The 23,597-nt window shown below is 70.9% G+C and carries 21 protein-coding genes, 2 tRNA genes and 1 pseudogene; 15 read left to right on the top strand and 9 right to left on the bottom strand.

From position 1 onward, the window contains the following. Window positions 1–277: 277 nt before the first annotated feature. The gene (locus QF032_RS19570; protein ID WP_307056823.1) at window positions 278–4,912 is read right to left on the bottom strand and encodes a response regulator; all 4,635 of its coding nucleotides are present in this window, start codon (window positions 4,910–4,912) and stop codon (window positions 278–280) included. A gap of 250 nt (window positions 4,913–5,162) precedes the next feature. Next, window positions 5,163–5,765, bottom strand: a complete 603-nt coding sequence (locus QF032_RS19565) for an SSI family serine proteinase inhibitor (protein WP_307056820.1) — start codon at window positions 5,763–5,765, stop codon at window positions 5,163–5,165. Between the two features lie 156 nt (window positions 5,766–5,921). Here QF032_RS19565 and QF032_RS19560 point away from each other — a divergent pair. After that, window positions 5,922–6,012, top strand: a tRNA-Ser gene (locus QF032_RS19560). 203 nt (window positions 6,013–6,215) lie between these two features. Then, window positions 6,216–6,288 (top strand) — tRNA-Arg (locus QF032_RS19555). 80 nt (window positions 6,289–6,368) lie between these two features. Here the strand turns inward: QF032_RS19555 and QF032_RS19550 are convergent. Next, on the bottom strand, window positions 6,369–6,533 hold the full coding sequence (locus tag QF032_RS19550) for a hypothetical protein (protein ID WP_307044313.1): 165 nt from the start codon (window positions 6,531–6,533) through the stop codon (window positions 6,369–6,371). A gap of 219 nt (window positions 6,534–6,752) precedes the next feature. Then, window positions 6,753–6,889: pseudogene (locus tag QF032_RS19545) on the bottom strand (DUF3631 domain-containing protein); the annotation flags it as partial. Between the two features lie 207 nt (window positions 6,890–7,096). On the opposite strand from QF032_RS19545, the gene QF032_RS19540 reads away from it, so the two are divergent. After that, the gene (locus QF032_RS19540) at window positions 7,097–7,969 is read left to right on the top strand and encodes a helix-turn-helix domain-containing protein (protein ID WP_307056819.1); all 873 of its coding nucleotides are present in this window, start codon (window positions 7,097–7,099) and stop codon (window positions 7,967–7,969) included. Window positions 7,970–8,038: 69 nt separating this feature from the next. Here QF032_RS19540 and QF032_RS19535 read toward each other — a convergent pair whose 3' ends face one another. Then, a complete protein-coding gene (locus QF032_RS19535; protein WP_307044309.1) occupies window positions 8,039–9,280 on the bottom strand; it encodes a PP2C family protein-serine/threonine phosphatase in 1,242 nt (413 codons plus the stop codon). A 612-nt stretch (window positions 9,281–9,892) separates the two neighbouring features. Further along, entirely contained in the window at window positions 9,893–10,156 is a 264-nt protein-coding gene (locus QF032_RS19530; protein WP_307060310.1) for a hypothetical protein, read from the bottom strand. An 803-nt stretch (window positions 10,157–10,959) separates the two neighbouring features. On the opposite strand from QF032_RS19530, the gene QF032_RS19525 reads away from it, so the two are divergent. From QF032_RS19525 to QF032_RS19490, 8 genes are all read left to right on the top strand, one after another. Beyond that, entirely contained in the window at window positions 10,960–11,589 is a 630-nt protein-coding gene (locus QF032_RS19525; protein ID WP_307056818.1) for a DUF5994 family protein, read from the top strand. A gap of 5 nt (window positions 11,590–11,594) precedes the next feature. Continuing rightward, window positions 11,595–11,780 carry a hypothetical protein gene (locus QF032_RS19520; RefSeq protein ID WP_307056816.1) on the top strand — a complete coding sequence of 62 codons (186 nt, stop codon included), beginning with the start codon at window positions 11,595–11,597 and terminating at the stop codon, window positions 11,778–11,780. Between the two features lie 6 nt (window positions 11,781–11,786). After that, a complete protein-coding gene (locus tag QF032_RS19515; RefSeq protein ID WP_307056814.1) occupies window positions 11,787–12,296 on the top strand; it encodes a DUF5994 family protein in 510 nt (169 codons plus the stop codon). A gap of 436 nt (window positions 12,297–12,732) precedes the next feature. Continuing rightward, complete coding sequence (locus QF032_RS19510; RefSeq protein WP_307056811.1) at window positions 12,733–13,986, top strand: ice-binding family protein; 1,254 nt, start codon at window positions 12,733–12,735, stop codon at window positions 13,984–13,986. A gap of 163 nt (window positions 13,987–14,149) precedes the next feature. Further along, complete coding sequence (locus QF032_RS19505; protein WP_307044298.1) at window positions 14,150–14,839, top strand: DUF5819 family protein; 690 nt, start codon at window positions 14,150–14,152, stop codon at window positions 14,837–14,839. Then, window positions 14,829–15,995 (top strand): HTTM domain-containing protein, encoded by a 1,167-nt coding sequence (locus QF032_RS19500; protein ID WP_307056809.1) that lies wholly within the window; start codon window positions 14,829–14,831, stop codon window positions 15,993–15,995. Before QF032_RS19505 ends, QF032_RS19500 begins: the two co-directional genes overlap by 11 nt. A gap of 235 nt (window positions 15,996–16,230) precedes the next feature. Continuing rightward, window positions 16,231–16,503 (top strand): hypothetical protein, encoded by a 273-nt coding sequence (locus tag QF032_RS19495; protein WP_307044293.1) that lies wholly within the window; start codon window positions 16,231–16,233, stop codon window positions 16,501–16,503. 44 nt (window positions 16,504–16,547) lie between these two features. After that, window positions 16,548–17,303 carry a DUF2637 domain-containing protein gene (locus QF032_RS19490; RefSeq protein WP_307044292.1) on the top strand — a complete coding sequence of 252 codons (756 nt, stop codon included), beginning with the start codon at window positions 16,548–16,550 and terminating at the stop codon, window positions 17,301–17,303. A gap of 71 nt (window positions 17,304–17,374) precedes the next feature. Here QF032_RS19490 and QF032_RS19485 read toward each other — a convergent pair whose 3' ends face one another. The 3 genes from QF032_RS19485 to QF032_RS19475 all read right to left on the bottom strand — a co-directional run bounded on the left by QF032_RS19485 (window position 17,375) and on the right by QF032_RS19475 (window position 19,371). After that, window positions 17,375–18,193, bottom strand: coding sequence for an SGNH/GDSL hydrolase family protein (locus tag QF032_RS19485; RefSeq protein WP_307044290.1), 819 nt, complete (start codon window positions 18,191–18,193; stop codon window positions 17,375–17,377). Then, entirely contained in the window at window positions 18,180–18,749 is a 570-nt protein-coding gene (locus QF032_RS19480; protein WP_306950358.1) for a PadR family transcriptional regulator, read from the bottom strand. The genes QF032_RS19485 and QF032_RS19480 overlap by 14 nt, the downstream gene beginning before the upstream one ends. Before the next feature lie 94 nt (window positions 18,750–18,843). Next, window positions 18,844–19,371 carry a MarR family winged helix-turn-helix transcriptional regulator gene (locus tag QF032_RS19475; protein WP_307044288.1) on the bottom strand — a complete coding sequence of 176 codons (528 nt, stop codon included), beginning with the start codon at window positions 19,369–19,371 and terminating at the stop codon, window positions 18,844–18,846. Between the two features lie 226 nt (window positions 19,372–19,597). Here QF032_RS19475 and QF032_RS19470 point away from each other — a divergent pair, with 226 nt between their 5' ends. The 4 genes from QF032_RS19470 to QF032_RS19455 all read left to right on the top strand — a co-directional run bounded on the left by QF032_RS19470 (window position 19,598) and on the right by QF032_RS19455 (window position 23,588). Beyond that, complete coding sequence (locus tag QF032_RS19470) at window positions 19,598–20,026, top strand: HGxxPAAW family protein (RefSeq protein ID WP_307056807.1); 429 nt, start codon at window positions 19,598–19,600, stop codon at window positions 20,024–20,026. Then, window positions 19,944–20,945 (top strand): DUF2797 domain-containing protein, encoded by a 1,002-nt coding sequence (locus QF032_RS19465; RefSeq protein ID WP_307056805.1) that lies wholly within the window; start codon window positions 19,944–19,946, stop codon window positions 20,943–20,945. The genes QF032_RS19470 and QF032_RS19465 overlap by 83 nt, the downstream gene beginning before the upstream one ends. Window positions 20,946–21,225: 280 nt before the next feature. Then, window positions 21,226–21,966: a response regulator transcription factor gene (locus QF032_RS19460; protein WP_307044282.1), complete on the top strand. Its 741-nt coding sequence runs from the start codon at window positions 21,226–21,228 to the stop codon at window positions 21,964–21,966. Further along, window positions 21,963–23,588, top strand: a complete 1,626-nt coding sequence (locus QF032_RS19455; RefSeq protein WP_307044280.1) for a sensor histidine kinase — start codon at window positions 21,963–21,965, stop codon at window positions 23,586–23,588. Before QF032_RS19460 ends, QF032_RS19455 begins: the two co-directional genes overlap by 4 nt. The last annotated feature ends 9 nt before the right edge of the window (window positions 23,589–23,597 follow it).

Here is a 23,597-nt window from a genome sequence, read left to right as displayed (position 1 = left end):
GAATCAATACGGGTCGGGCACAGCGCCATGGGGGAAGGATGCGGGCCGGGAGCGGAAAGGGTGACCCCCTCTGCGCCCGGCCCGCGACCTGCTCCTTCTGCTGATCACACTCGCCGACCGAGCCACCGTCGTCCCTCAGATGAGCCGCATCCCCGCGGGCGACCCGCGCCGAAGGCCTGAACGGGCTCAGGGCCTTTCTTTCGGATCAGGCCGGCCTCGATCGGCGGCACGTTCTGGTGCCCCCGCGACCCCGCAAGATCCGAAAGCGAGGGCCTAGCTAGTTCGTGCCGATCCGTGCCAGCAGGTCCACGATCCTGCTCTGCACCTCCGGGCTGGTCGACCGCTCGGCGAGGAAGAGGACCGTCTCCCCCGACGCAAGCCGCGGCAGGTCCGCCTGGTCGACGGCGGCCGTGTACACGACGAGCGGGGTGCGGTTGAGCTGCCCGTTCGCCCGCAGCCAGTCCAGGATCCCGGCCTGCCGACGATGCACCTGCATCAGGTCCATCACCACCAGGTTCGGCCGCAGCTGTCCGGCGAGCGCGACGGCGTCCGCGTCGCTCGCCGCACGCGCCACCTGCATTCCGCGCCGCTCCAGCGTCGAGGTCAGCGCGAGCGCGATCTCGGCGTGCTCCTCGATGAGCAGCACCCGTGGCGGGTGCTGCTCGCTGTCGCGCGGCGCGAGCGCCTTCAACAGGACGGCGGGATCGGCGCCGTACGCCGCCTCGCGCGTCGCCTGCCCGAGCCCGGCCGTGACCAGCACCGGCACCTCGGCGGCGACGGCGGCGGTGCGCAGCGACTGCAGCGCGGTGCGGGTGATCGGCCCGGTCAGCGGATCCACGAACAGCGCCGCCGGGAACGCGGCGATCTGCGCGTCGACCTCCTCGCGCGAGTGCACGATGACGGGACGGTAGCCGCGGTCGCTGAGCGCCTGCTGGGTGCTGACGTCGGGCGCCGGCCACACCAGCAGCCGACGCGGGTTGTCCAGCGGCTCCGGCGGCAACTCGTCGTCCAGCGGCTGCGGTCGCGGCGGATCCGCCACCTCGACGGCCCCGCCGGGACCGTCCAGCGGTTCGGGGCCCTCGGCGGCGTTCTCGTCCGGGGCTCCTATGGCGTACGACCGTCCGGCCCCCTCGGTGCCCGTCCCACCGGCCACGAGCCGCGACTGACCCGCGAGGGACGGCTGCGGCTGCTGGGACTGCTGTGCCGACTGCGTCGACGGGACGGGAGCGGGGGCGGGCGCCGGTGAGGGCATGGGCGCAGCGACGGCATGCGGTGCCGGAGCCGCCGCGGCCTGCGGTGCCCCGGCCGGCTGCGGCAGGCCGGGCTGAGCGACGGCGCTCTGCGGGACGGCGGGCTGAGGAACGGTGGGCTGAGCGACGGCGCTCTGCTCGGCCGACGGATGCGGCCGGGCCGTCTGCTCCGGACGCGTCGCCGGGTCGGGCGGGGTCCCCAGCTTGCGGCGACGTCCGGACCCGCCCGGGGTGTGCGGGGCGGGGGTGGCGGTCGGCTGAGGGGACGGCAGGCCGGGCTGGGGGCGCTGCACCGGCTGAGCCTGATGGGCGTGCTGAACCTGGTGGGCGTGCTGGACCTGCTGGACCTGCTGTACCTGGGCGGCCTGCCGGGTGAAGGGCACACCTTGCCCCAGCGTCCGCACGCTGATCGCCCGTCCCTGTGTCGAGTTGGGGTCGATGGGCGGGACCGCGGCGGCCTCGGCGGGCAACGGCTGTGCCGCCCGCGGCTGTCCGGCGACGGCTTCGGGCGGAAGCGGCGTGCCGGTGCCGGGGGTCGACACGGCGGGTACGGCCGGGGACGCCGCGGCAGGCGCCTCGGCGGGGAGCGGCAGTCCCTGCCCGGGCAGCGCCGGCGCGACGGGACCGGGCTGCACACCCTGTGCCTGTGCCTGTGCCTGTGCCTGGGCTTGTGCCTGGGGTGGGGTCTGGAGCTGGGCCGGGACGGCTTCCGCGGGCTGCCCGACGGCCCGTCGCCGGCGACCGGTGGGCGCGCTGGTCGGGTGCGGCTGCGGCGGAGTGTGGTCGTCGGCCTGGTCGTGCGGGACGGCGTCGTGACGCCCGTGGTCGGCTCCCGGGTCCGCGAAGGGGCCGGAACCCGGTGCGGGCGCCTGGGCCTGCGCGGGAACCGGGGCCTGCGCCGCACCCGGGGCCTGTGCGGCCCTCGGTGCCTGCCCGGGTGCCTGGGCCATGCCCGGAGCCTGCATCACGCCCGGAACCGGGACCGGAACGGGACCACCGGGCTGCACCTGTGCCTGCCCGTGGGCCTGCCCTTGTCCCGCGACCTGCCCCTGCGCCGGCACCTGCCCCTGGGCCTGCGCCGGCGCGGCCGCGTGCGTCATACCGGAACCGTCGGCGAGGCCGTCGCCGGACCCACCGGAAACGGGACCGCCGGAAACGGGAGCGGCAACGGAACCGGAACCGGAGCCCGGGTCCATACCGGGAACGGGGCCGGTAACAGGGCCGGGAACGTTGCCGGCCACGTCCGTCGTCCGGTCCGCCTCGGCGGGCGGCAGGGCGAAGACCGTGCGGGGCCCCGCCTCCTGCGCGGCGGCACGCTCGTTCGCGGCGGCCAGGGCACGCCGACGGCGCCCGGTCGGCTGTCCGCCCTCCGCCTCGGCGTCACCCTGGGAGCCCGTACCCGTACCCGTAGCGCTACCCATGTCCGCGCCGGTGGTCCCGGGGGTCGCCTCGGCCGGCGGGCCCGCGAGGGCCGGCAGCGCGGGCGGCAGGGCGTTCTGCGGCTGCTGACCGTCGGGCGCCTGCAGGGCCCGTCGTCCGTCCGGAGCCGGCACGCCCTGCGGCGGAACGGTGCCGCCGAGTCCCGTCCCCGAAGCCGCCGTCCCGGACGCGTGCTCCGCGGCCATGACGACGGCGCCCTCGCTCACCCCGGAGTCGGCCCCCGCCACGGCGAGCTCGGCGGAACGCCCGCGCCGCCGTCCGGTGCCGCCGGAGCCCTCCGGCCCCTCGGCCTCGGCCACCGCCGACGGCGACTCGCCCGGCGTCTCCGCGGCGGGCGCGCCACGCCTGCGCCGGCGTCCGGTCGGAACCGCCGCATCGGCGTCGGCGACGCCCTCCGCCTCGGGGACGTCGCTCTCCAGGAAGGCGTCCACGGAGGACCGCCGGGCCCGCCGCCGTCCACCGGCGTTCGGCTCGCCCGGGACCTCGTGCCGCACGGCTCCGTCGCCCGTCGGCAGGGCGGGCAGCGCGGCGGCCGGCGGAGCCGCGACGGCCCCCGCCCCGCCGCCCAACGGCACCTCGAGCACATACGCGCTGCCGCTCATGCCCGGCACCTCGTGCGTCTGCAGCACGCCCCCGTGGGCCCGGACGATCCCCCGCACGATCGGCTCGTGCACGGGGTCGCCGCCGGCGTACGGACCGCGCACCTCGATGCGCACGACCTCGCCGCGCTGAGCGGCCGCCACCACGACCGTGTTGTCCATGTAACCGCCCGCAGAGACGGGCGCGTTGCCGGTGGCGTCGACGCCGGCGACGTCCGCGACGAGATGCGCGAGCGCGGTCGCGAGGAGCCGCACGTCGACCTCGGCCTCGATGGGAGGCGCGTGCACGGCGAACTGGACCCGGCCGGGCCCGATGAGCTCCACCGCGCCGTCGACGCCCGCGGCGACGACCGCGTCGAGCATCACCTTCGTCCGGACGACGGTCTCCGCGCCGGTGTCGAGCCGCTGGTATCCGAGCACGTTGTCGATCAGGGTGGTGATCCGCGAATAGCCGGCGGACAGGTGGTGCAGCACCTGGTTGGCCTCCGGCCAGAGCTGTCCGGCGTCGTCCGCGGCGAGCGCGGCCAGCTCCCGGCGCAGCTCGTCCAGGGGTCCGCGCAGGGAGCCCCCGAGCAGGGTGAGCAGCTGTTCGTGCCGCCCGGCGAGCGCCTCGTACCGGTCCTTCTCCCGCTCGCCGAGCGCGGCGTAGCGCTCCTCGGCGGCCGCGATCTCCTCCTCGTGCAGCTCGCGCAGCTCCTCGAGCTCGGCCACGTGCTGCTGGCGCAGTGCGGTGAGGTCGGAGGCGTGCTCCTCGGAGAGCTTCTCCAGCTCCTTGGCGTGCCGCTGCTCGACGGACTCCTTCTCCTCCGCCAGGGCGTCGTAGGGCCGGCGGTCCGTGAAGGTCATGACGGCGCCGACGAGTTGGTCGCCGTCGCGCACGGGCGCGGTCGTCAGGTCGACCGAGACCCGGTCACCGCCCTTGGACCACAGCACCTGCCCGCGTACCCGGTGCTTGCGCCCGGAGCGCAGGGTGTCGGCGAGCGGCGACTCGTCGTACGGGAACGGTGAGCCGTCCCCGCGCGAATGCAGCACCAGGGTGTGCAGCTCCTTGCCGCCGAGATCGCTCGCCCGATATCCCAGTATCTGGGCGGCGGCCGGGTTGACGAGGACGATCCGCCCGTCGGTGTCGGTGCCGACGACGCCCTCGGCCGCAGCCCTCAGGATCATCTCGGTCTGCCGCTGCGAGCGCGCCAGCTCGGCCTCGGTGTCGACGGTGCCGGAGAGGTCGCGCACGACCAGCATCAGCAGCTCGTCGGAGGCGGAGGAGTATCCGTAGCCGTCGTAGGCCTGCTGGCCGTTCTCCAGGTTGGCGCTGGTGACCTCGACCGGGAACTCGGTGCCGTCGGTGCGGCGCGCGACCATCCGGGTCGGCTTGGTCCGGCCGCGCGGGTCCATGTGGTCGGGGCGCCGCATGGAGCCCGGGATGAGCTTGGAGTCGAACTGCGGCAGCAGATCGAGCAGCCCCCGCCCCACCAGAGCCGTACCCGGCGTCTCGAACGCCTCGAGCGCGATGGTGTTCGCGTTGACGACCGTCCCGTTCGCGTTGACCAGCACCAACGCGTCGGGCAGCGCGTCGAGTATGGCTGCGAGGCGAGCAGCGCCTCGGGATGGCCTGCTGCTCACGAGTCGCTTCCTCCCTGTTACCGCACTCTGCCGACCGCTCGGGCCATATTGCCAACCGGTCCGCAGCGTGTCACGCGAGGGAGTCTAAGGGCTGGGGTCGCGCCGGTGACGCCGGATGAGAGCGAGCTCGCACGACGAGGTGACCCAGAACGTATGTCCCGGCCCGCCCTGACCGGTCCCCGCGCACGTCGGCCCGCTCCGAGTCCCGTGCCCGGGGCCGCCCCGACTTCGCGGTACCTCCGCGCGACCTTTACGGAACCGGTGCTTCCGCCATGCCCGCCACGCCCGCCATGTACGCCATGCCCGCCGAGCTCGCCGCGCTCGCCGGACGCGGGCCGGGCAGGAGCGGCACGAACCGGTCCCACCGCTCGATCTGGCAGCCGTTGCTGCGGTCGAACGTCGCGTCGACGGGACGTCCGGCCCAGCGGCCGGTGACGTGGGCGGTGGCCGGCCCGCCGTATCGCATCGTGCAGAGCTCGCCGCCCGGTACGGGTGCGAAGGCGTCCCGGCCCCACCGGGTGTTGCGGTCCACGGCCCCGCAGGCGCCGCCCGGGTCCGGGTGGCTGCCGCGGTCGGGGTGGCAGTACACCTCGAACGTCCCGTCCGTCCGCCCGCCGCTGTGCCGGACGGTGACCGTGAGGTGATCGCCGCTCGTCCGGTCCTCCTCCCGGACCGGCGGCGGCGCGAGCGGCGCCCGTCCGCCGGCGGTGGCGGGGGCGCCCGCCGTCGTCCCGGCGCTCCCGGGACGTGCGGCGTACGCGCTGACGGGGCCCGCGGCCGACGAGGCGATCACGGCGGCGCAGACGGCAAGGGCGGTGACGGCGAGGCGTCGGAGCGGGGTGACCTGGACCATGCCGGGACTAACGCCGCGCCGTCGGTGACGTTGCGCCCGGGGAAGTGCTTTGCCCGCGACCCGAGTGCCTAGTACCGTGGACGTCGATTGGTGACACGACGCTCGACTGTGTCATCATCTGCACGCACCACTCGCACGCACGCGAGCGGTTGTGCTGGAGGCGTCGCCTAGTCCGGTCTATGGCGCCGCACTGCTAATGCGGTTTGGGTCTTAAAGCCCATCGAGGGTTCAAATCCCTCCGCCTCCGCTCGATCACCGAAGCCCCGGTCCCCGCGATCGGGGCTTCGTCGTTCCCGACCTCGCCCAGAGGCCCGTTCGGGCCGTTTCTGCAGGTCACAAGGGGTACGACTAACGGATTTCACATGTCGGCGGCAGTCATGTAATGTTCTTCCTGTCGCCGCGAGCGGGCCGGAAGGGCCGGGAAGCGAAGACAGAAAAACCGAATAACAAGCACTCGTAGCTTAACGGATAGAGCATCTGACTACGGATCAGAAGGTTGCAGGTTCGAATCCTGCCGAGTGCACACAGGCCAAAGGCCCCGCCGGTTCATCCGGCGGGGCCTTTGGCATCAACGCCTGACATCAACACCCCGGAACGGGCTGTTCAGCCGCCGAGGATGCCGTTAGGCAAAAGCGTGCTGATGGCGTTACCGCTCTGGACGCCCGACAGGATGTTGCTGACCTGCGGGAGCAGGCTCTCAAGAAGACCGGAGCCAGCGGACGGGGCCAGAGCGTCGGCAGCTTGGGCGCCCACGACGCCGATGATCAAGAGTCCCGCTGTGAGACCGGCGACTGTCGTTGTGCGTACCGCGGTCCGCCGAGCGGTGGTAGGGGTGGCCATTTTTCCTCCATGTGGTTGCAGGTCGGCGGGCGTCGCCCGGCCCACCTGATCAACCTGACAACTGTGGGGCGCGCCATGGGTTACTCCGGACTTCGGCCGACTCTCAGACACGGGTTCAGGCGTGGCCCTGATCCGGGTGCCCCGGGGCAGGCTGCCACTTTGGTCGGCGCGGGAGGCTTTGACCAGGGTCAGGCAGGCTTCGCGGGCCCGGCGGCGCCGGTCGCCCCGGCTGCGTCCGCGACGGCGAGCAGGGGTTTCCACACGTCCGCCGGACAGTCGGTGACCCGTCGGAGTGTCCGCCTTTCGGTTCCTCCTCGCCGGCAGGAGACGCCGGCTGCTCATCGCGGGGATCTTGCGGCCAAGGCAATTGCCAACGTAAGAGTCCGTTTCGGCTGCTGGCGATCACGGCGGCATTGCGCATCGCCGCCAACCCCCGTGCCATGGCAACCTGCGTGCCCACACACCCATTTGGATCCGGAGGTACACCGCGCGTGGCGGCGAAGACCAATCCCACTGTCAGGAGACGCCGTCTCGGCGCCGAGCTGCGTCGGCTCCGTGTGCTTCGTGGGTTGAAGAGCACAGAAGTGGCCGAGCGGCTCATGGTCTCGCAGCCCAAGATCAGCCATCTGGAGAACGGCAACCGTGCCATCAGCCCCCGTGATGTGCGCGATCTGTGCGTGATCTACGAAGTGACGGACCAGCAGGTCATCGACTCCCTGATGGAGATGGCCAGGGAATCCGGTGAGCGGGGATGGTGGCACCCCTATGGCGAACTCTCCGGCAGCGTCTACATCGGCCTGGAGACGGACGCCGCTTCCCTGCACATCTACGCGCCCATGATGGTGCCCGATCTGCTGCAGACCCCTGGCTACGCCCAGGCTGTCATCGGAGAGACCATCCCTCGGCTCTCTGCCGAACAATCCGCCACGCAGCTCAAGGTGCGGCTGCGCCGCCAGCATCGGATCTACGACCTTGCCTGCCCGCTGCGCCTGTGGGTGGTCATCGACGAATCGGCCCTGCGCCGAGTCGTCGGCGGCCCGGACGTCATGCGTGAACAGCTGGAGCACCTGAAGGCACTCAGCGCGGAGTCGCACATCACGGTGCAGGTCCTTCCGTACACGGCCGGCGCTCATCCGGGTCTGTCAGGGCAGTTCTCCATCCTGCGGTTCGCCGACAGTCCCGAGGCGGGGGTGGTGTACGTGGAGCGGTTCGCCAGCGATCTCTGCCTGGAGAAGCCGTCCGACGTGCGGCACTACAACGTGAGGTACGGCCACCTCCAGGCGCAGGCCCTCACCCCGGACAGCAGCCGCGCGTTCATCACCGACATCGCCAGGACGTACGTCGACGCGCCGATCCCGTCCTGAGCGACCTCGCGTACGGACCACGGGGCAGCGGCAGGCTTCGGCGAGAGAGCCGGTGGATCGTCGGCGGGCTCAATCGAGGGTGGTGAGGTGATGGGCGTCGCCGCCTCGCCACTCGATGAGGAAGATGGTCGCGTCGTCGGTCGTGGTGCCGCCGCGTTCCTGTTTCAGGGCGTGGGAGAGCGCTCGTACCACCGCCCGTACCTGGGGGCGGTCGCGGAGGACCCGATTGGTCCACTCGATCAACTGCTCCTCACCGAACTGTTCTCCACCGGCCTGGTGCTCCTCGAACAGGCCGTCGGTGAAGCACAGCAACCGGTCCCCGGGTTCCAGCATCTGCTCGCTGACCACCGGCTCCTCACCGCCGAAGCCGACCGGCAGCGTGGTCGGGCTCTCCAGCCGGTCCACCACAGCGCGGTCACGGATCAGGAAGGGAGCCGGGTGGCCGGCGTTGACCCACTGCAGCCGGCCCGTGGTGACGTCGAGGATCATCATCTGAGCGGTGACGAAGTGGTCGGGGCCGAACTGCTCGTTGATGGCGCTGTCCATGAACGCGTACACCTGGGACAGATCCGTATGGGCCCGTCGCGTGTGGCGATAGGCGCCGATGGCCACCGTCGCCATGGTCGCCGCGTCCAGTCCGTGGCCCATCGCGTCGATCATGGCCATGTGCAGGATGTCGCCGTTGAGGGCGTAGTCGAAGCTGTCGCCGGCCACGTCGTAGGCGGGCTCCAGGATGCCGGCCACCTCGACCTGCGGCACCGTCATGGACAGCGGGGGCAGCAACGACCACTGGATCTCCGCGGCCACACTCATCGGGGCACTGCGGCGGGCCTGGAAGAACTGGTCGGTGTAGGCGTCCTTGGTGACGATCATGTCCGCGACCAGGCCGGCGAGTCTGCGCAGCAATCGCCGGTCGTCGTCATCGACGCTGTCCAGGGTGACGGCCATCACCCCGATCTGGTCGCTGCCGTCCAGCAGCGGCAGGTACATCCGCACACTGCCGTCCTGCGGCACCTCCACGGTTCTGCGGCTCAGGAACGCGTCGCCCGCGGGGGAGTTCTCGACCGGCTCGGGGCCGCCGAGCTTCAGCCTCCGGCCCGGCAGCGGCACCAGCAGCACCTGCTCGTAGTCCTGCAGGAGGATGGAGACGTCCCGTCCCCCGACCCTGGCCACCTCTTCCGCGACGAGTGGGGCGATCAACTGCGGCGGCATCTCGTGGGAGCGGTCCAGCAGCACCCCCAACAGCCGTTCGCCGAATCCCTCCGACCGGTCCACCCCGACCCGGTCCGGCTGCCGCCCACCGTCCGTCATGGCTGTCTTCTTTCCTTCGTCCCGGACAGAGTGAAATCACGGGGTGGCAACGTCCGCGCGGTGTTCACCGGATGGCCCGGTTCGCCTGGACTCGTCGGACCGGGCCGGTGCCGGGCGGTGACGACCGGACGGCGTCGGCGCTTCCGGCATTCCGACCACGTGTCCCGACGCGGTGCCCCTACGCGCCGCGCACCCTGCTCCTCTCGGATCCACGCGGCAGGCGACGGCGAGCAGCGAGACACGACGCAGTCGACCGGCACAGGCTCGCATCGCCGACCGGCGCGACGAGCGATTACTCCATGGGGTGGGCATGTCGCCCGAACATCGGTCACCACAAGAGCCTTGGGCGGCTGCGGCTGGGGCGGGAGCACGTCGACCGAGGAGCGGGCCAGGTCAGGGAAACCGGCCTTGGTCCAACGGGCCGTCGGTGGCCATGGGCGCAGCGGATCACGTTCTGCTCCCGGCGGCCGTGTCCGTCATGCTTCAACGACCCCGGCGTAGACACACCGGGGTCGCCCTTACGGGCCGGTCGCACGTGAGAGTGTGCCGACCCGCTTTCATGGTAGTCCTGGTGCACATTTAGGGCATATTGTGCTTTTCGGTTCTCGTTGGTCAGGTTTCGTCAGTCTGCGTACGGCCGTTTCCGGAGGACCGACTGGTGACCAGCCAGGAGCGTGCAGGCTCGGCCGCGCGAGCGGTGTCCACCGTGAGGTGGAGGCGGGTTCCGCCGGCCACCGCGCCGACGGGATAGCTGCGCTGCTCCGACGAGGCGAAGCAGCGGCGGAGAACCTCCGCGACCTGGCGCGCGGCCTCCGGGGACGAGGCGACGAGACGCACGTCGACGTTACCGGCAGGGGGCGGGTCCGGTGACTCCACGGGGTGAAGCCGTTCCGGCCTGCCCACGGCTCGTCTCGGAGCGCGGGCCGCGTCATCCGCGGTGCCGCCCGGCTCGGCGTCGTCGACGGCGGGCGACGCGGCAGGCGTCGCCGCTCGTCGGTTCTTCGCCCGCAGGCGGCCGGTGCCCGGCAGCGCCTCTCCGTAGCGGTAGGCCGCGATCCTTGCGTCGTGCTGCGCGTTGAGCCTATGGATCAGGGCGATTCCCATGGCGATCACGGCGATGATCAGTACCGCTGTGACGACGATCTCCACGTTCTCACCTCCCTCGGGCCGAGCACGCCGGGGCGGTCCTGTTGGGTGGGGGTCGTACCTCTGCTGGTCGCGGTCATGGCGCGAACCTGTCCCCGGGTTCGTCCTGGACGTTCCGGTCCTGTCGCTCGCCGACAACGGCACCGGCATGGGAGCCGGTGCGCGAAATGCTCCCGGTATTCCGACCCTACTCCGCCCGAAGCCCCTGTGGGTGCGGGTGACCAGCCGTTCTCCCGGACAGTGCGTCCTCCGGGCCGCCGCGCGGGGACGTCGCCTCGATACCGGGCACCGTTGCCGCGCCTCCGGCCGGGTGATCACTCGTCCTCTCCGGACAGTGCCCTTGGAGCGGGGCCGTGCGCAGGAGGAGCACAGGGGGACGGCCTCCCCGCCGACGGCCGGGTCCGTTCGGCGCGGGCCGGGGAGTAGGCTCGAAGTACCGAGGATATTCCGCGCACCGGCTTCCATGCTCGTGTCGTTTTCGGCGATCGCATAGTCCGGGCCGACCGCGGTCGGCCCGGGGCAGGGTTCGCGTCATGACTGCGACCATTTCCCTCTCGCCGATACTCGAAGATCGGCTGTCCTCCACTACTTCTTCCTCTCTCCGCCTGTCGCTGGCCCCCGTCGGCGCCGCGCCGGCTCTTCTGGACGGCGCCTGGTGGCCCCGCTCCCGCGATCTGGCGGCGGAACTGCCGATCCTGACAGCGGTACTTGATCCGCTGTGGGGGCGGATCACCAGGGTCACGGTGAACCCCACCCAGTGGCCGGTCCTCCCGCGCAAGGTGCCCGTCGCCGGTCACGTCGTGAAGGTGGGCTGGTTCCTGGCCGAGCAGGACGCGCACGAACTGCTGCTGCTCTCCTACCGCACGGGCCGCTGGAACCTGCTGGTGGTTCCGCCGTGGACGGACCCCGTCATGGCCTCCTGGCTGATGGCCGCCGCGAGTGACCCACGGGGCACGTCGACCGCGAGCCGGTTGATGGAGGAGGCCGTACGCCTGCGGACGGCGTCCGAGACCGACCGGGCCAGGGAAGCGGTCTGGGACTCCGAGGGAGGGCAGGGCGCCCGTGATCCGGCCGCGCGTCCACGGATTGCGGGAGTCATGGCCGAGGGCGCAGTCGAGCCGGTGCACCCGTCGCGGCCCGCTCCTGCGCTGATGAGGATGTGAGGACCATGGAGACCTTCGTGACCCTGGTCGCCGTCATGGCGACGATCGCTCTGGGCGTGCTCATCGTCCACCTGGCGAACCGGCAGCACGCGATCGCACCGCCGCAGCCTTCCACCAAGACCGCCCCTGGGGCGACCTGGCGGAGACGCAGCACCTGGCGGAGGCGCAGCACCTGGAAGTCAGTGAGGTGAGTCCCCGTGATCCCCACGACCCCCCTGCTCCCGGTCAGGCTCCTGGCGGACACCGGCAGGGAGCCGATACTCCCCGGCACCGCAGTCCTGCGGATGGAGACCACGTCCCGGCGCACGGGGACGTTCGACGGTGCGTGGTGGCCGCGTTCACGTGACCTCGGGAGTCAACTGTCCGGACTACTCGCCGTGTTGAGCGCCCGGCTGGGTCCACTCGCCCGTGTCGGCCTCGACGCGGGCGCCTGGGACGAGAGGCCGGGCCAGCTGGTCCTCGACGGTCGTACCGTCCGCATCGACTGGTCGGCCGTCAGCGACGACACCATGATCGTCACTCGGGGCGACCAGGACCACTTCATGTTCCTGGTGATCCCTCCGCAGACGGCTCCCTCGCTCGCTCGCGCCGCGATGGCCATGGCCGTACGGGACGACAACGACGCCTCGGCCGAACGGATTCTCGCCGCCACCGGCGTCACCCCCGCCGACCGGACGCCCGTACTGCCCGGCACTGCCGGCTGGTAGCCCGGCGGGTCGCACCTCGCGGGTCCGGTGCCAGTACGACGCCCACCCGGACGGGCTCGCCCACGACAACCGCACCCCGCAGCCCGGCTGACGAACGCCGTCCAGTGCGGTGTCTGGCGGGGGCGTCGTGTTGCCGACGAATCCGCGTATTCGAGGGACGGCGCTTAGTCGGAAATGCGAATCAGAGTATTTACGCAGCACTGTCCGCTGTTTGCGTGAGGGAGAAATTCCCCCCGTTGCGTTGCGGCCGGGGCAAGGATATTTCTGCGTAATATGCGGCAGCAGTGAAAAGGCTTCCGGGTGATCGGTAGGGCCCGGTACGCCACGGCCCTCACAGAAAATGGCTTTGATGAAGCTGAAGATCCCTCAAGCAGCTGACCGCCGCACTCTGTCCGCCTTGCTGGCCTCCTCCCTCGCGGCGACAGTTTCCGCTGCAATGGTCTTCCTGACGCCGACGGCCGCGTCGGCGATCGCATTGCCCGTGCCTCTGGGCACCGCCGCCACTTACTCCGTTCTGGCGGGTCAGGGAGTCACCAACACCGGCAACTCGGTGCTCGCGCACGACCTCGGGACGCACCCGAATGGGGCCATCACCGGATTCCCGCCCGGTCAGGTGGGAGGCGCCATCCACCCTGCGGACGCCGCGGCCCTCAAGGCCAAGGCCGACCTGCTCGTGGGGTACAACAACGCCGCCGGCCAGGCCGTGGACTTCCCGCTACCGGCGGGAATCGGCGGAGGTCCGGCGCTGCTTCCCGGCGTTTACCACGCCACAGCCGGTGTCGGCATCACCGGCGACCTGGTCCTGGACGGCCAGGGCAGCTCCGACGCGGTCTGGGTGTTCCAGATTCCCGAGTCCCTGACGACGGCGACCTCCAGCCGGATTCTCCTCACCAACGGCGCTTCGGCGTGCAACGTGTTCTGGCAGATCGGCGAGGACGCGTCGCTCGGCGTCACGACCAGCTTCGTGGGCACCCTCATGGCCGAGAACTCGATCACCGTGAACCAGGGAACGAACGTCGAGGGCCGGCTGCTGGCCGAGGTGGGCTCTGTGACCCTCAACAACAACCGGGTCTTCCTCGGCAGCTGCGCGGCCGCCACCGCTGGTGGAGCGACTGCGGGCACCGGCGGCCCCGCCGCCCCCACCACCAGTGGAGGGCTCCTCGGCGGCGGCCTCGTCAGCGGTGGCCTCGTGACCGGTGGCGTCCTGGGCGGGCCCATCGTCGGGACCGGCGGCACCTCGGGCATCACCGCCGGCAACTCGTCCGGAAACACCTCGGGCAACACGGCCGGGAACAACGCCGGCAACACCGCCGGGAACACCACCGGCGGGAACACCGCAGGCAACAGCGCCGGAAACACCACCGGCGGAAACGGCCCCGGCGGGAACGACCACGCGCCGGGCGGGCCGGGCACCGGCGGCAACGGCGGCAACGGAAAGCATGACCACGGCGGCAAGCTCGACCTCGGGCAGTACATCCACCCCGGTAAGCCCGACCACGGCCGGGAAGACCACGGCCGGGAAGACCACGGCCAGGACGATCACGGCAACTACGACCACGGCCAGGACGATCACGGCAACTACGACCACGGCCAGGACGATCACGGTAAGCAGTCGGACGAGAACTTCGGCTACGACGACGTGCCCAAGAGCCACGGGGGCGACGACCACTCCCAGAGTTACGAGGGCTAGGCAGCGCACCCCGGTCGGTCCGCTCACCGGATGACGGCGCGCGGCGGAATTCTCATCGATTCCGCCGCGCGCCGTCGGGGGCAGCCGACGCGGAAAGCAGGTGCGACCAGCTGAGACGAGAAAGACAGGGTGCGCGGTGTCGAGCGGAATTGACTCAGCGGACGTGAAGGAAGTTCAGCACTCCGAATCAGGTCCGGTCGTGCAGGAATGTCCTGACGCAACGGCCGTGCCGCCCAAGCTGCCGAGAGGTGCCCGTGCGCTGAAATCCGGACTGTGCGTCACCGTGGTCCTGTGCCTGGCGGCGAGTGTCGTCCATGTGTCTCTGGTGTTTCTCCACGTGGCGCCGGCCAACACCATCTCCAAGAGATACAGCCCGTTGATCAATTCATGGGTGTACCCCTTCTTCGAACAGAATTGGCGGCTTTTCGCTCCGGACCCCGAATCCGTCAACCGGCAGATTCTGGCGAGAACCGCACACACCGGCTCCGACGGATCGTTCCAGGTGAGTCCCTGGTTCGACCTGACCGCCGTGGACCGTTCCGCAGTCGTGCATGACCCGTTCCCGAGTCACACGGCACAGAACATGTTGCGCCGCGCCTGGGCCGGTTACGTCGACTCGCATGGAGGAGACGACAAGGCGCGCACCGAACGCGCCCTGATGATGCAGAAGTACCTCGGCAACATCGCCGCGGACCGCGCTGCCGCCCGGAGGAGCGACCCCTTCGACTTCATCCAGCTGCGCGTCGTCACCCTGCCCATCCCCGTGAGCGGCCCCGCCGCCGGCAATCGCCCGCCGATGCCGGCCGACAACCGGCTTCTGCCCTGGTGGAAGGTGACCCGCCATGGAAAATGAGGCGCAGAGGTCCGTGTCCGCCGGCGTCGACCGATGGCTCGCCGACCGGATCACCGTCGTGTGGAACCTCCTGACCGGCCGTCCGGTGTCCCTGTACGCGGCGTCGGTGCTGCGTATCGGCTACGGACTGCTCTACCTGATCTTTCTGCTGCGTGAGTTCCCGCACCGTGACGAGATCTGGGGTCCGGGTTCTGCGTGGACGCCCGCCCTGGCACACCAGCTCTTCGAGCAGACGGGCTGGTTCAGCGTTCTGGTCCTGTCCGACAGTCGCGCCTACTTCGAGCTCTGCTATGTGCTGGCGCTGGTCACGGCCGCACTGTTCATGCTGGGCTGGCGAACCCGTGTCCTGTCGGTCATCTTCGCCGTCGTGGTGACCTCGTTCCACGGCCGGGCGATCTTCATGACGGACGGGGGCGACAACCTGGTCCTGCTGATGTCCATCTACCTCGTCCTCACCGAGTGCGGCCGGCGCTGGTCCCTGGACGCACGCAGAAACGGGCGGAAGGCGGCGCGTGCGGGCAGCGCGCCGGCACCGGCCGGGAGTCCCTTCGCCCGGCAACTCCGTGATGCCCGAGCCACTTTGATCACGGCGGTGCACAACTGCGGCATGCTCGTCATCGCGGCGCAGGTCTGTTTTCTCTACGGTTCAGCCGGCCTGTACAAGGTCCAGGGTGCCTTCTGGGGCGGTGGCACCGCGCTCCATTACGTCCTGAACCTCGAACTGTTCCAGCCCTGGCCCGCCATCTCGCACTTCGTGGACGAACACACGCTCGTGGTCGCCGTCGCCGGCTACCTGACCGTGCTCTTGCAGGTGGCCTTCCCGTTCGTGCTCTTCGGCAGGCTCAAGTATCCCGTCCTGGCCATGCTGCTGGGCATGCACACCGGCATCGCCGTGCTGATGGGGCTGCCTCTCTTCTCCGGCGCGATGATCGTCGCCGACGCCGTGTTCCTTCCCGATCGCTTCTACACCTTCCTGCCCCACCTCTGCCGACGCGCGGTGCGGCGGACGGACGGCAGCCGGCCGACGCCCGGACCAGCGGGACGCCCCGGAGCCGTACCCGCGCAAGGCGGGCCGGGCCGTGTGACCGGCCCGACGCATCGAGTCGTGCTCCCGACGGGGCGGGAAGACACCACGCCTGCCGCCGAGTCCGCGTAGCCCCGGCGCGATCGAGCGTGGAGCGCTGCGAGTCGAGGTGGACGATGGGGGGCGAAGGGTGGTGGTCGGCGAATCATATTTCCGATCGGAGGTGTGAGAGGAAAATTCGCTCTGCTCATAACGTGCGGAGTGCGTGAATTACATTAATGACGAGACGTTCTCCCCAGTAATTCCTTTACGGCGGCGTCACTCATTTGCCGCGCATCTGGAGGAGGGGTGGCGACGTTAGCTGAATATGACGAAAGCAAGGCCCCAGAGCCTGCCTCAACGCAACACGAGGACGGAAAATCTGACTGCGGGCCATGATCTGGCCATGGGGAAATGTGGCTTTTCACCCGGTGTGACATATTCCGCGACGGCGGTGCAGGGTGCGGTGATCGAAGACGGAGCGTGGGTCGAACGTCACGTCGCCGAGCCGCTGCTCCGCGAGTTCCTTGCCCTGCTGGAGGAAATCCAGGAGGAACTCAATTCGCGGTGGAACGGCCCGGAACGCTCCGGCCGGCCGTGACGTGGACCGCGCCCGACGGGCACATTCCTGTGAATCACGACTACGTGGACCCTTCGTTCGCGCGGCGTGAATGGTATTCCGACGCCTACTCCTACGGGGCGGGCGCCGGATGGAACGGCGGACCTGCCGACAGCGTGCACACGGGGGGTCCCCCGGCGGCGTCCGACCCGGGCTGGGATCCGGTGGAGGAACTCGCCTATCTCATGCAGGAGGCTGTCACCGCGGAGCAGACGGCCAGGGTGCCGCCACCGCGCGGCGAGCCCGCGTCGGGCGGCGACTTCCTCGACCCGATGGAGAGCCTCGCGCAGATCACCGCCCAGTTGCCGCCCCCTCGAAGCTCTTCCGCCGGTCATCGCAGGATCCGAGGCGGGAAACTCCGGCTCAAGTGGTTGCAGACGGGCAGCTTCGTGATCGTCGCACTCGTCGCCGTCATCGTGGCGATGGTCAGTGTCTTCGGCGGCATGGTGGCCTACAGGCCGCTGCAGAACATCACGTCCGGAGCGGGCCACGGAATGGTCCCGTCGTGGCCTCTCCTCGTGTACGGGCCCTGGATGGTGGCCTCTCTCTCCATCCTCCGGACCGCTCTGCATCAGCGCCGAGCCGTCCACTCGTGGTTCATCGTCCTGCTCTTCTCCTCCGTCGCGATAATGCTGTGCATCGCGCAGGCGGACAGGACCTTCACCGGCATCGCCGGGGCTTCGCTGCCGGCTCTCGCGTCCCTCGCCTGCTTCCAGCAGCTCGTCCGTCAGATCACCCTGACCCTGCCACCGCGACAGGGCACGCGCCGGCACCGCCAGTAGCCGCGGCGTCCGCCCGGGGAGCGGAGTCCGCCCCCGGGGGGCGGGGACCGCCCGCCCGGGCGGCGCCGTCTCTACGGGGAGTCCCGAGGGCCGGTCTGCGCGGCGGAGTCGGGCGGGGGACTCAAAGGCAGGAGGCGGGGGCGTCTGGCGGTGCGGCCGTCGCCGGAGGACCGGCCGCGCAGTCGGCGGCCGAGCCAGGGGCCGAGGTGGGCGGCCGCCCAGCGCAGCTCGGCCCCTGCGGCCTGCCGACGCGAGGGAACCCGCTGTGGGGGGAGGGGGAGTGTCCAGGCGTCGTCCGTTCCGGGCAGGTGGATGGCGTGGGCGAGGGCCGCGGCGATCCGTTCGTGGCCGAGGGGGCTGGCGTGGAGACGGTCCTCGGTCCACATCCGCGGGTCGGTGGTGACGGCCTGGCGGCCGGTTTCGGCGACAGCGACGCCGTGACGGGCGGCCGCGGCACGGATACGGGTGTTGAGGTCGAGCACGCGGGACCTGACCGGCCGGGCCAGCGGCATGATCTTTCCGACGTCGGGGAACGTCAGTGTCACCACATGGGTCCCGGCGTCCGTGAGCGCGGCGAACATGTCCTCGAGGTGTCCCGCCACCTCCGCGGCGTCGTACCGGGGCCGGAGCAGGTCGTTGACGCCGGCGACGACGGTGGCCAGGTCGGGGCGCAGGGCCAGGGCGGGCCCCAGCTGTTCGGCGCGGACCTCGCCGGCGGTGCGTCCTCGTACGGCCAGATTGGCGTACTGGAGACCGGGGTTGACGGCTGCGAGGTGCTCGGCGAACCGGTCGGCGAAGCCGCGCAGGCCGACGGTGTCGTCCCCGTCGCCCACCCCTTCGGTCTGGCTGTCGCCCAGGGCGACGTAGCGCACGTAGTCACCGCTCGGCATGAGTCGTCCGCCTTTCCCGCAGGACTGTTGCGATCCGCAGGCACCAGTCCCGGTGGCCCTGCTCGAAGTCGAGGCCGCGCAGACAGGTCAGATACGGCCCGATCCGCTCGCCTCGGCGAAGGAAGTCCTCTTCGTCGGTGTCGCCGCGCAGTTGGTGCAGCAGCTTGCCGAGCAGCTCGATCTTGGCCTCGGCCGCCGACGCCCGCTCCTCCAGCTGTTCGATCACCGATGCGGTGCCGATGCGGTCGGCGACCTGGACCTTGACCAGCAGATCGTCACGGATGAACGAGGGCTTCGCGACGGCCGCGGCGAACTCCTCCAGTTCGGCGCGTCCGGCGTCGGTGACGTGGAACAGGCGCTTGTTGGGACGGGTCTCCTGGATCACCTGCCGACCCGCGACCAGCCCTTCCTTCTCCAGTTTGGCCAGTTCGGCGTACAGCTGCTGGGGCAGGGCGTGCCAGAAGTTCGCCACGCCGACGTCGAACGCCTTCGCCAGCTGGTATCCGCTGTACTCACCGTCCAGCAGCGCCGCCAGCACGGCGTGTCGCAAGGCCATCGAAGCGGCCCCCCTCCTTCTCCGTCCGCCTTCGCTTCCTCCCCCACAGGTTACTCAAGAAAATGACTAATCGCATCATTGAATACTGGTGGGGTCACTCGCTCGGGTCGTGCCGGAGGCGCAGTTCCTCGCGGTAGGCGTTGGCGAGGGCGGTCGCGCGGGTGAACCAGTCCGTCAGGACGGCGATCTCCTCCGGCGAGTAGTCGGCGAAGAGGGCGTTCAGGCGGACGTAGTGCGGCTCGTAGAGGGCGTAGGCCCTGGCCACCGCCGAGGGGACGGCCGCCACGCGGACCCGGCGGCGGTCCTTGGGGTCGGCGCGACGGGTGACGTAGCCGGCGCGTTCCAGACGGTTGAGGATGCCGGTCACCGCACCCGTCGTGACCTGGACGCGTGCCGCGAGGTCCCCGGCCGTGAGGAGCTCCTCGCCGGCCTGGAGGACGTAGCCGAAGCAGGTCAGGTCCGTGACGTTCAGGCCCAGGCGCTGGGCCATCTCCTGCTGCCCGATCATGCTGGCCGCGATGAGGTCGTCCATCGCGGAGAGCGCCTGGGCGGGGGTGGCGGCGGGGCGGGGGGGCGAGTGCGGGGACGGGTGCGGGGGCGGAGGCGGCGGCTCGGGTGTCATCGCGGGGCCGGTTCCTCTCCGGGGTGTTCGAGTGCGTGGGCCGCACTGTGTCGTGCGGGCCGGCTGTGGTGGATGGGGGCGCGGGCTAGGGGCTCGTGGGTGGTGGCGCCGGCGGGCGGTCCACGGGCTGGGTGACGGGTTCGTGCTGGGTCCTTGTTATCTGCTTTCTGTTTGTCTTACCTTGTAAGAGGTTTCCATTCTGAACTTCTTAGATGGTGAGGGATTCATGGCCGGGCATGGATACGACGAGGGGCACACGATCGCCGGATGGACCGGCGTGGCGATCGTGGCCGTCGGGGGCTCCGCGGTGGGCGTCGGCGTGTGCGTCGGCTCGGTGCCCGCGCTGGCCGTCGGCGGCGTCGTCCTCGGATTGGCCGCGCTGGTCACCTGGGGGCTGCATCTCGCCGGGTGGGGCAAGCCGCCGGGGGTGCGCCCGCGGTCGGAATGGGGGATGCGGGTACGGGACCCGTGGGCCCGGGAGGGGCATCCGGGGTGTGTCGGGTGCCGGCTCGCCGGGCGCGGGCGCACGGCCGTCACCGCGCTGTCGGTGCCGGGGCCTACCGTTGCGGGTGATGGCACAGGCATGGAGGTGCGCGGGGCTGCGGTGGTCGGCGGCGGAGGGTTCCGCGCTGATCTGGGACGGGGCCCGTCCTAGCCCGCTGACCTGGGGCAAGCGGGTCTCGTTCGGCGTGGTGGCGGGCGGTGTGCGGCAGTGTGTCGGGGCTCGGGGGAATCCGTGTCCGGTGCGGGCGGCCGTGCCGGGGAGGAGCACGGGGGCCCGGTGCGAGGAGTGCGCGCGGCTGGACCGGGCGCACTCCGTCGCGGCGGACGGGATCGCCGACGACCCGCGCCCCTACCGGGTGTATCTCGCCTGGTTCGGGCCCGGGCTCGTCAAGGTGGGGATCACGGCCGCCGAGCGGGGGCCGGTGCGACTGCTGGAGCAGGGCGCGGTCTGCTTCAGCTGGCTCGGCGTCGGGCCGTTGATGGCCGCCCGCCGCACCGAGGAACTGTTGCGGGCCGCGCTGCGCGTGCCGGACCGGGTCCCGTACGCCGTCAAGCGGGCGGTGCGGTCCACGCTGCCGACGGGGGAGGAGGAACGGGCGGGTGAGCTGCGCGAGGTGTACGGCCGGGCCGTGCAACTGGGCGAGTGGCCGCAGTCGTTGGAGCGCGCGCCGTTCCAACCGGTGGATCATGTACGGGCCTTCGGGCTCGCCGGGGCTCCGGCCGTGCTCGGCGAGGTGAGCGAGCTCGTGCCCGGCGGCTCGGTGAGCGGCGAGCTGGTGGCGGCCGCCGGCCCCGACCTGCATCTGGCCACCGACCTGCATCTGGCCACCGACCTGCATCTGGCCACCGGCCTTCCTCCGGTCACCGGCCGTTCTTCGGTCACCGGCCTTCCTTCGGCCGTCGGCCCCGCTTCCGACGCCGGCGCTCGTTCCACCGGCCGGCGAGGGGTGGTCGTACTCGACACACGGTTGATGCGGGGGTGGCGGCTGGTTCCCGCGGGAGACGGCGAAGTGAGCTTCCCGGTGCGGCAGTTCAGAGTGGCCGAGCATCGGCAGGACGGACTGTTCTGACGGGGTGTGATCCCGCGTGTTCCTGTGTGTCGCCAAGGTGGATCACAGCCGGGCTCCCCGTCGTGGGCCCGCGGGGTCGTCGGGGGACGGGCCCTCGACGTCGGGCCGCGACGCGGTGCGTACCAGGGCATTCGCGGGTGATCCGCCCCGCACGGCAAGAGCGGGGTGAGAGCGGGGCAAGCGCTTCCCAGGTGTTGCCTGAGAGACGCCTGTGCGTTTCTCAGGGAAATCACAGACGAGTGAAAGAGTGCTCTCAGCGGGCCCCGACAGGGTGCTCACCATGACCACGACCTCGCCCCAGGGGCGCACCGAACTGCTGAGGCCGGACGGGAGCCCCGTCCGCGTGCTGGTGGTGGACGACGAGCTGTCGATCACCGAGCTGCTGTCCATGGCCCTGCGCTATGAGGGATGGCAGATCCGGAGTGCCGGTGACGGCACGGGTGCGATCCAGACCGCCCGTGAGTTCCGGCCCGACGCCGTCGTCCTCGACATGATGCTGCCGGACATGGACGGGCTGACCGTCCTCGGGCGGCTGCGGCGTGAGCTGCCGGACGTCCCGGTGCTGTTCCTCACGGCCAAGGACGCCGTCGAGGACCGGATCGCCGGGCTCACCGCCGGCGGCGACGACTACGTCACCAAGCCGTTCAGCCTCGAGGAGGTCGTGGCCCGGCTGCGGGGGCTCATCCGGCGCTCCGGCGCCGCCGACCGGCGGTCCGACTCCATGCTGGTGGTCGGGGACCTGACCCTCGACGAGGACAGCCACGAGGTCTCACGGGCCGGCGCCAACATCCACCTCACCGCCACCGAGTTCGAGCTGCTGCGCTTCCTGATGCGCAACCCGCGGCGCGTGCTCAGCAAGGCGCAGATCCTGGACCGCGTGTGGTCGTACGACTTCGGCGGCCAGGCCAACGTCGTCGAGCTGTACATCTCCTACCTGCGGCGCAAGATAGACGCCGGACGTGAGCCGATGATCCACACCCGTCGTGGGGCCGGCTACCTGATCAAGCCCGCCGCGTCATGAGCGGGCGACGACGGCCGGGTCCGCAGAAGAGACGAGCGGGAAAGCCGCGCACCCTGCGGACCCGGCTCGTCGTCGTGTCCGTGACCCTGATCGCCGTCGTCTGCGCGGTGATCGGCACGGTGACCACCCTGGTGCTGCGGGACCACCTGTACGGCCAGCTCAGCGAGCGCCTGGGTGAGGTGGCGGCGCGTGCGGCGCCCCGCGACGGCTTCGGGGTACCGCCCGACGAGGCGAAGAACGGTGCCACCACGCACGGCCAGCAGCAGGGCAAGGCGCAGGCGACCGACCTCGATCGGTTGGTCAAGGGCCCCCAGTCGGACAGCACCGTCGCGGCCAAGGTCGTGAACGGCACCATCACCGAGTCCGCGCGCGGCGTGAAGTCGCAGGACGACTTCTCGATGAGCAGCAAGAAGCTCACGAAAGCCCAGAGCAAGGCGCTCAACTCCGTCTCCCGGGACGACAGGACGCACACCGTGACGATCCCCGGACTGGGCGACTACCTCGTCAAGTACGCCAGCAACGACACCTCCGCCTACTACGTGGCCATCCCCACGGCCGACGTCGACAAGACCATCAACACCCTGATCGTCGTCGAGATCAGCCTCACCGTCGCCGGTCTCGTCGCGGCCGGTCTGGCCGGCACCGTCATGGTCGGCGTCGCCACCCGGCCGCTCCGCAAGGTCGCCGCCACCGCCACCCGGGTCTCCGAACTCCCCCTGCACACCGGCGAGGTGAACCTCAGTGAGCGGGTGCCGGAGTCCGAGACCGATCCGCACACCGAGGTCGGGCAGGTCGGCGCGGCCCTCAACCGGATGCTGAACCACGTCCACGGCGCGCTGCACGCCCGCCAGGAGAGCGAGACCCGGGTGAGGCAGTTCGTCGCGGACGCCAGTCACGAGCTGCGGACGCCCCTCGCCTCCATCCGCGGCTACGCCGAGCTGACCCGGCGCGGACGCGAGGAGGTCGGGCCCGACACCAAGCACGCGCTCGGCCGCATCGAGTCCGAGGCCGGCCGGATGACCCTCCTCGTCGAGGACCTGCTCCTGCTCGCCCGGCTCGACGCCGGCCGCCCGCTGCAGTTCGAGCAGACCGACCTCGTCCCCCTGGTCATCGACACCGTCAGCGACGCCCGCGCCGCCGGCGACGAACACGTCTGGCGCCTCGAACTCCCCGACGAGCCGGCCCTGGTCTCCGCCGACTCGGCGCGACTTCAACAGGTCCTCGTCAACCTCCTCGCCAACGCCCGGACGCACACCCCGCCCGGCACCACCGTCACCGCGCGCGTGCAGCGCCGCGGGCCGTGGCTGTGCGTGGACGTCCAGGACGACGGGCAGGGCATTCCGCCCGACCTGCTGCCGCACGTCTTCGAACGGTTCGCGCGCGGCGACTCCTCGCGCTCCCGCGCGTCCGGCTCGACCGGCCTCGGACTCGCCATCGTGCAGGCCGTCGCGACCGCGCACGGCGGCGCCGTGACCGTCGACAGCGTCCCCGGACAGACCGTGTTCACCGTGCACCTGCCCGCGCTCGGCCCGGTCCTGCCCCAGCCCGCCCCCGAAACGAACTGGCAACTCGACTCACAGGTCGAGCACAGTGCCACCACATGGGTGCAACAGGGCGCCTGACCAAAGTCG

The organism is Streptomyces achromogenes, assembly GCF_030816715.1.
Lineage (GTDB): Bacteria > Actinomycetota > Actinomycetes > Streptomycetales > Streptomycetaceae > Streptomyces > Streptomyces achromogenes_A.
Note: the sequence above shows the minus strand (reverse complement) of the source record. Positions and strands in the feature narration are given on the sequence as shown.